Here is a 7,005-nt window from a genome sequence, read left to right as displayed (position 1 = left end):
AGCCAGACCGAGCTGCAGGCGAACATGTCGCTGAACCCCGGCATCGACGTCTCGGCGACGAAGACGCGGGCCTGGCGCGGGGCCGAGATCCCGGCCGCCGGCGGCACGGGCAATGCGCGATCGGTGGCGCTGGTCCACACGATCCTGGCCAACGGTGGCGTCGCCAGGGGCAGGCGGTTCATGAGCGAGGCGGGCTGCCGCAAGGCGCTGGAGCTGCAGGTCGAGGGCGAGGACCTGATCCTGGGCACGCCGGCGCGCTTCGGCCTGGGTTTCGGCCTTTCGGGCGTGCTGCCGCTGCCGAACCCGCAGGACAGCATGTACTGGGGCGGCTACGGCGGCTCGCTGATCCTCATCGACATGAAGGCGCGCACCACCATCAGCTACGCCATGAACAAGATGGCGCCGACGACCCAGGGCGACATGCGCGCGCTGGGCCTCGCCATGGGCGTCTGGACCGCGATGGGCTCGATCTAGATCCGCACCGGCGGGGCCTTGTCGGCCCAGGGGCGGGCGGCTTCGAGCTGATAGGCGAGCTGGAACAGGAGGCCTTCGGCGCCGACGCGGGCGGCGAACTGCGTGCCGACGGGCAGGCCGCCGGGAGTCCAGTTCAGCGGCACGCTCATCGACGGCGCGCCCGCTACGTTATGGACGGTCGTGTAGCCTACATACTCGATGAGGCGCTCCACCAGCGTGTCGAACGGAACGGCCGGGCCGACCTCGCCCAGCTTCGGCGGCGCCCAGGCCAGCACCGGCGACAGGATCACGTCGAAGCGGTTGTCGTCGAACCACCGGCCGTAGGCCTTGGCCGCGGCCTCCAGCCGCCCGATCGCCTGCGGCAGGGCATCCTTCGGCGCCCGGCGCGACATATCCACGAGGCCCAGGCTGAACGGCTCCATGAGCGTGCCGTCCGCCGGTCGGCCGGCGATCTGCGCGATGGCGTCGGCGAAGCCCGCCGCGCCCGAGGCCCACAGCAGCAGGAAGTCGTTGATGAACGTCTGCGGGATCGGCCACGTCGTGGGAATCACCGTGTGGCCGAGGTCGCGCATCAGGGCGGCCGAACTTTCGGTCGCGGCCCTCACCTCGGCCGAGGGCGGCTTGCCGGCGCCGCCGTCGATGACGAGGCCCACGCGCAGCTTGCGCCTGAGCGGCGCCGTGACGAGGCCGACCGGCGCGTGCTGGGCGCCGGGACCCGAGTCCTCCGTCGCCGCCAACATGGCCGCGGAGTCGCGGACGCTGCGGCTGACGACATGGCTGACACCGATGTTGCTGACCCTGGTGTCGGCCCGCGCGTCGACCGTGCGGCCGCGTGACGGCTTCAGGCCGAAGAGCCCGCAGCAGGAGGACGGGATGCGGATGGAGCCGCCGCCGTCGCTGGCGTGGGCGACGGTCACCGCGCCGGACGCCACCGCCGCCGCCGCGCCGCCCGACGAACCGCCGGAGGAGCGGGTGATGTCCCAGGGATTTCGGGTCGCGCCGAACGCGAAGGGCTCGGTGGTGGGCAGGAAGCCGGCCTCGGGCGTCGCCGACTTGCCGATCACGTTCACCCCCGCCTTGCCGTAGGCGTCGATCAGGGCGTCCTGCTTCGTGGCCGGCGGCAGAGGCAGGAAGGCGCGGCTGCCGTTGCGGGTGGGCAGGCCGATGAAGTCGTCCAGGTCCTTCACGAGGAACGGCACGCCGCCGAACGGGCCGGCGGGTGCGCCCGCGGCGGCCCGCTTCAGCGCGCGGTCGAAGTCGGAGGCGACGACGAAGTTCAGCTTGGGCTGCAGGTTCAGCGTCCGCTCGATGGCGACCTTCGTGGCCTCGAGCGCCGACAACTGGCCGCCGCGGATCATGGCCGCGGTCTCGGTGGCGTCGGGCCAGGCCGACCTGATCGCCGGCGCCTTGGCGAACGCCTCGCTGGCGAGCGCGGCAAAGCCCAGCGCGCCCAAACCCCGACGTGTGATCCGATCCATGGAAGCCCCTCCCGCCCCGGACTCGATGGCCGGGTTAGCGGCGAGCTTGGCCGGTCGGGGGCGGGCGCGGCAAGAGGCTCAGTGCTTCACGTGTTCGGGCTTACCCTTGCGCCGGGTGTGGGCCATCCTCTCGAGTTCCTCCTCCGACATCGACAGCATCGACTTCGAGGCTCCCTGGAGCTTGCTCTTGGGGGTGTCGCCGCGCTTGGCGGAGAGGGCGGCCCCGGCGGCTTTCTGCTGGGCGGCGGACTTGGCGGGCATGGTTGTGCTCCTTCGCTGACCGCGCCACGCTGCGCGTCAGGCCGAATGAACCCGCGGGCCGCCTCCGGGGTTCATGGCCGAGGAGGTTTTGGTGGAGCAGGGCGTGGCGGGCGATCCGGGAAGGCGACGAGCGCTTCCGCGGCTGCGCGTGCGCCTGCGCGAACTCTACCACGGGGCCTCGCCCGAGGCGGTCCGCTTCCGCCTCTGGGTCATCGCCATCGACGTGCTGCTGATCGGCTTCTTCATCGCCGCGCCGTTCCTGCGCGACTACTACCCCGTCTACCTGACGCTGGACTATGTGGTGGCGCTGGTGCTCACCCTCGATGTGGGGGCGCGCGCGCTCGCCGACACCAGCCTCCGCGTCTTCCTGCGCCGCCTGTCGACGTGGCTCGACCTCTTCGTGCTGGTGACGCTGCTCTTCCCGCTGCTGCTCTTCAACTTCGCCTTCCTGCGGGTGCTGAGGCTGTGGTCGGTGCTCCACAGCGAGATCTTCTGGGACACGGTCGGCCGTCGCTACGACGACAGCCGGGTCGAGGATGTCTCGAAATCGCTGGCCACCCTGGTCACGTTCATCTTCGTAGCGACGGGTTTCGTCTACGCCAGCTTCGCACGCAGCCATCCCGGCCTGAACGGCTACGTCGATGCGCTCTATTTCACCGTCACCACCCTGACGACGACCGGCTTCGGCGACATCACGCTTCCGGGCGCCTGGGGGCGGCTGCTGACCATCGTGATCATGATCAGCGGCATCACGCTCTTCGTCCGCTTCGCCCAGACGCTGATCCGGCCCTACAAGGTCCGCTTCACCTGCCAGGACTGCGGCCTGATGCGCCATGATCCGGACGCCGTACACTGCAAAGCCTGCGGAGCGCTACTGAATATTCCGAACGACGAATGATCATGTGAAATGATCCGGAGGAAAACTCGATTCCGCCAGAATTGATTTCATTTTGATTGGAATAAATACTCTACAATTATTATGACATCCCGCATACTTGCCGCGATGACCGCCGTATCCTCTCCCGTCCGTTTCGGCGCCCGCAGGGGCGCTGACCTGTCGTCGGGGGCTACCCCGCCGCGGGTCGAAACGGATGCGGCCGTCGGACGACGCGGGTATGTGAGATCGATGCTGGACGAGGGCGAGCTGGCGCGCCTCCTGGGGGCGATGGGGCGGGGCGACCGCGAGGCGGCCCACGCGCTCTATCGGCTGATCGGCGGCCGGCTCTACGGCATCGCCAGGCGCATCCTGCGCGACGCAGCGCTGGCCGAGGACGCCGCGCATCAGGCGTTCCTGAAGATCTGGAAGAACGCCCACCGCTTCGACGCCGCGCGCGGCAAGCCCTCGACCTGGATCACCATTGTGGCCCGCCACGCCGCCATCGACTGCCGGCCGCGCGAGATGGCCGCCCTGCCGGACGAGCTGGAGTCGCCGCCGCTGGACGACACCTGGGTGCATCCGCGTCTCAGGCAGGCGCTGGAGGATCTGCCCGAGGCGCATCGGAATGCGGTGGTGCTCATGTACGTCTATGGACTGAGCCATTCCGAGCTTGCCGAGCATATGCGCGCGCCGCTCGGGACGGTGAAGAGCTGGGTGCGGCGGGGCGTGGCCGCGCTGAAGGAGAACTTGGCGGGATGACGGGCAGGAAAGCGCCCTGGTTCGTCGACGAGGAGACCGACCAGCATCTGGCCGGGCTCGACCTCGCCATGCCCGCGGAGGACCCGCCGGCGAAGCTCTGGGCGCGGATCGCGGGCGGCATGGAGGGGCTCGGCCTCGCCAACACCCAGGACCGGGTCGGCGAGGGCCGCTGGCGCGCCTACGCGCCGGGGGTGACGTTCAAGCGGCTCTGGACGCGGGAGACGTACCTGCTGCGCTGCGAGCCGGGTGCGGCGATCCCCGACCACGAGCATCGCAGCTTCGAGCATACGGTGGTCGTCGCCGGCGACCTGGTCATCGACGACCAGTCCTATGGTCCGGGCGACTACCTCGGCACGCCCGAGGGCGGGGCGCATCCGCGCTGGACCACGAAGACGGGGTGCATCGTGCTGGTCCACTACGGCGCGGCTTAGCCGCGTCAGGGCAACCTTACCGCGCCGGTTCGGGGACGTAGGTTTCCAGGCCGGGATCGTCGACGGCGATGACGCGCCCTTCCTCGGCGGACTTGTAGAGGCCCATGATCATGCGCACGACCTCGACGCCGTCCTCGAAGGTCTCGATGGGCGCGCGGCCGTGCCGGAAGCAGTCGACCATGTGGCGGTTCTCGCCGATGTAGCCGTAGACCCCGGCCTCGTCCTCGACGATGGGCATCAGGCCTTGCTCGGCGTTCTGCTTCTCGACCAGATCCTCGCCGCCCTCGCCGGTGATGGCGCGCGAGAGGAACACCTTCAGCGCCGGGCTGAGCGAGCTGAACTCCATCGCGTACTCGGGGCCCAGCAGCGCCAGGTCGATACGCAGGCCAGCGCCCACGTAGGACCAGGACGTCGAGGCCTCGATGATCAGCGGCTGGCCCGCCTCGTCCTCCAGGGTGACGGTGGCGCGGGCGAAGTCCTCGATCGGGCGGCGGACGGTGTCGACCTCCTTGCCGTAGGTCTCCTGGAGCTGGTTCGCGTAGCGGCCGTGGCTCCACTTGAGGTAGCCGACGGAGCCCTGGACGGAGGTGACCTTCAGGCTGTTCCGCGCCGCGCCGGGCTTCGTCAGCAGGAAGCGGGCGACCTCGACCGAGTGGCACATCATGTCGCTCATGACGCCGCCGCCCTGCTTGTCGCCGCGCCAGAACCAGGCCTCGTGCGGGCCCGAGTGCTCCTCGGCCGCGCGGGCGAGGTAGGGGCGGCCGGTGGCGGGGACCGCGCGACGCCAGATGATCTCCTTGCCGCGCTCGACGGCGGTCGAGAACACCTGGTTCTCCAGGTAGCCGTGGGCGAGGCCGACGTCCTCGGCGAGGCTCAGCACCTCGCGGGCTTCGGCCAGCGTCCGGCCCAGCGGCTTCTCGCAGGCCACCGCGCGGACCTTCGACGTGCCGGCCTTCACCGCCTTGTTGAGCGCGCGCATGACGTCCAGGCGCGTGTCGTTGGGCGAGAGCAGCCAGATGGCGTCGACATCCGGGGCGTTCAGCAACGACTCCAGGCTGTCGTGCGCGGTGCAGGGGCCGAGTTCGGCGGCGTTCACCGCGTCCGCCAGCGCCTGCCGCTTGGCGGGCGTGGGGCTGAAGACGCCGGTGATCTGGGCGTTGCGGACGCTCTCGAAACTCTTGAGGTGGAACTTCGCGATGAAGCCGGAGCCGATGAAGCCGATACGAAGGGGCGGGACGGTCATCGGGTCTCCTGTTGGAACTGGGCGCGTGCGACCTGGGCCGCGTAGCCGCCGGCGCGGCGGTCCATGAGGATCACCAGGCCGAAGACGAGGCAGACGAGCGCCGCGAACGGCACGAGATAGCGGAAGCTCAGCAGGCCGCTCTTGTTCTCTGCGGCGGCCAGCACGGGGCCGGCGGCCTTGGCGATGTCGGGACCTGCTTCGCCGGCGGCGGCGCGGCGCAGGAGGTCGCCGGTCTCCGCGGGCAGCGCCGCCGCGCCGGCCATGGCCAGCGCCTCTTCCTTGAGCTTCGGATCGGTGACGCCGGGCTGTGCGGCGACCTGGGCGGCGATCGTGCGCACCTCGGCGGCCGGCGCGATCTGCGGCAGGTGCTTGTCGGCGATCTCGCCCAGCAGCGGCGTGGTGACGATGCCGACGGCCAGGGAGCCGGCGGCGGCCATGAGGCCGAGGCCGAGTGCGCCGGTGCGCGGCGCGCGTTCGGAGACGAAGCCCATCATGGTGGGCCACACCACCGCGATGCCGACCGCGAAGACCAGGGCCGAGGCCACGGTCGCGCCGAGCCCGCTCGCATAGGACAGCCAGAGCAGGCCCAGGCCCGCGACGCCCGTGCCGATCATCAGCACGACCGGCGGCGAGACGCGGGAGAGCAGCGCATGCGCGTTGGCGCGGGCCACCGCCATGACGCCGTTGATCATCACCAGCACCAGGATGCCCGAGAGACCGCCGGCCTCCAGCACCGCCGGAATCCAGCGGTTGGGGCCGAGCTCAAGGCTCATGGTGATCGCCATCAGGCCCAGGAACAGCCAGAGCAGCGGGGTGGTGAACACCGCCCGGAAGGCGTCGGTGAACTTCGCGCCATGCTGCGCCGCCTCGGTGGGCGGGAACTTCGCGGTGGCGAGGAGCGCGGCGTAGAGGAGGGCCGGGGCGAGCACGACGGCCATCGACCAGCGCCAGGAGAGGTCGGTGTAGCTGAGGCCCCAGATGGCGAGGCCACCCAGGACGATGCCGCCCGGGAACCAGAGGTGCAGCCGGTTCAGCATGCTGGCCTTGCGCTCCGGATAGAGCGTGGCGACGAGCGGATTGCACACCGCCTCGATCACGCCGTTGGCGATCGCCATCACCAGCGCGCCGGCGAAGAGCCCGCCGAAGCCGGTGGCGGTGACGAAGAGGAGCACGCCCGCCACATGGCCGACGAAGGTCAGGCGCATGAGGTTCCTCATGCCCACCACGTCGACGACCGACGAGAAGCCGATCTGCGAGATCGCCATGCCCCAGAGACCGGCGCCGCCGATCAGGCCCACCTGGGCGTTGGTCAGCAGGAACTCGCCTTTCAGGGCGTACATCACGCCGCTCATGGCCGCGAAGCTGAACGCCAGGGCGGTGACGGCGGCGCAACTGCCGGTGAACAGGCGCGCGCCCTCGACTCCGGCCGGCGAACTCGATTCCCCCATCGCTTCCCCTCCCTGATGTAATGCTTTACATCTT

General features: G+C 70.1%; 8 protein-coding genes. 4 read left to right on the top strand and 4 right to left on the bottom strand.

Translation table 11 applies throughout. The annotated features are described in order from the left end of the window. Positions 1 to 474: serine hydrolase (locus tag JNL41_RS20100; RefSeq protein WP_293477957.1), on the top strand; the 474-nt coding region annotated here is incomplete at its 5' end. On the opposite strand, the gene JNL41_RS20095 is transcribed toward JNL41_RS20100, so the two are convergent. Both JNL41_RS20095 and JNL41_RS20090 read right to left on the bottom strand, forming a co-directional pair. Then, positions 471 to 1,952: an amidase gene (locus tag JNL41_RS20095; protein WP_293477956.1), complete on the bottom strand. Its 1,482-nt coding sequence runs from the start codon at positions 1,950 to 1,952 to the stop codon at positions 471 to 473. The two genes, JNL41_RS20100 and JNL41_RS20095, sit on opposite strands and share 4 nt — an antisense overlap. A gap of 78 nt (positions 1,953 to 2,030) precedes the next feature. Continuing rightward, a complete protein-coding gene (locus JNL41_RS20090) occupies positions 2,031 to 2,213 on the bottom strand; it encodes a DUF3008 family protein (RefSeq protein ID WP_293477955.1) in 183 nt (60 codons plus the stop codon). Positions 2,214 to 2,286: 73 nt separating this feature from the next. Between JNL41_RS20090 and JNL41_RS20085 the strand changes: the two genes are divergently transcribed. From JNL41_RS20085 to JNL41_RS20075, 3 genes are all read left to right on the top strand, one after another. Then, positions 2,287 to 3,111: a potassium channel family protein gene (locus tag JNL41_RS20085; RefSeq protein WP_293477954.1), complete on the top strand. Its 825-nt coding sequence runs from the start codon at positions 2,287 to 2,289 to the stop codon at positions 3,109 to 3,111. A 228-nt stretch (positions 3,112 to 3,339) separates the two neighbouring features. Then, complete coding sequence (locus JNL41_RS20080) at positions 3,340 to 3,849, top strand: sigma-70 family RNA polymerase sigma factor (RefSeq protein WP_293477953.1); 510 nt, start codon at positions 3,340 to 3,342, stop codon at positions 3,847 to 3,849. Further along, complete coding sequence (locus JNL41_RS20075; protein ID WP_293477952.1) at positions 3,846 to 4,280, top strand: cupin domain-containing protein; 435 nt, start codon at positions 3,846 to 3,848, stop codon at positions 4,278 to 4,280. Before JNL41_RS20080 ends, JNL41_RS20075 begins: the two co-directional genes overlap by 4 nt. Positions 4,281 to 4,296: 16 nt before the next feature. Here JNL41_RS20075 and JNL41_RS20070 read toward each other — a convergent pair whose 3' ends face one another. Together JNL41_RS20070 and JNL41_RS20065 are read right to left on the bottom strand one after the other, a co-directional pair. Then, the gene (locus JNL41_RS20070) at positions 4,297 to 5,523 is read right to left on the bottom strand and encodes a Gfo/Idh/MocA family oxidoreductase (protein ID WP_293477951.1); all 1,227 of its coding nucleotides are present in this window, start codon (positions 5,521 to 5,523) and stop codon (positions 4,297 to 4,299) included. Beyond that, positions 5,520 to 6,971, bottom strand: a complete 1,452-nt coding sequence (locus JNL41_RS20065; protein ID WP_293477950.1) for an MFS transporter — start codon at positions 6,969 to 6,971, stop codon at positions 5,520 to 5,522. Before JNL41_RS20065 ends, JNL41_RS20070 begins: the two co-directional genes overlap by 4 nt. Between the last annotated feature and the right edge of the window lie 34 nt (positions 6,972 to 7,005).

Origin of the sequence: Phenylobacterium sp. (genome assembly GCF_016793285.1) — a bacterium.
Classification (GTDB): Bacteria; Pseudomonadota; Alphaproteobacteria; order Caulobacterales; family Caulobacteraceae; genus Phenylobacterium.
Note: the sequence above shows the minus strand (reverse complement) of the source record. Positions and strands in the feature narration are given on the sequence as shown.

Excerpts from the sequence above, each read along its gene's own strand:
- JNL41_RS20095 (WP_293477956.1), bottom strand. The coding sequence starts at position 1,952 with ATGGATCGGATCACACGTCGGGGTTTGGGCGCGCTGGGCTTTGCCGCG.
- JNL41_RS20085 (WP_293477954.1), top strand. The coding sequence starts at position 2,287 with ATGGCCGAGGAGGTTTTGGTGGAGCAGGGCGTGGCGGGCGATCCGGGA.
- JNL41_RS20070 (WP_293477951.1), bottom strand. The coding sequence starts at position 5,523 with ATGACCGTCCCGCCCCTTCGTATCGGCTTCATCGGCTCCGGCTTCATC.
- JNL41_RS20065 (WP_293477950.1), bottom strand. The coding sequence starts at position 6,971 with ATGGGGGAATCGAGTTCGCCGGCCGGAGTCGAGGGCGCGCGCCTGTTC.
- JNL41_RS20080 (WP_293477953.1), top strand. The coding sequence starts at position 3,340 with ATGCTGGACGAGGGCGAGCTGGCGCGCCTCCTGGGGGCGATGGGGCGG.
- JNL41_RS20075 (WP_293477952.1), top strand. The coding sequence starts at position 3,846 with ATGACGGGCAGGAAAGCGCCCTGGTTCGTCGACGAGGAGACCGACCAG.
- JNL41_RS20090 (WP_293477955.1), bottom strand. The coding sequence starts at position 2,213 with ATGCCCGCCAAGTCCGCCGCCCAGCAGAAAGCCGCCGGGGCCGCCCTC.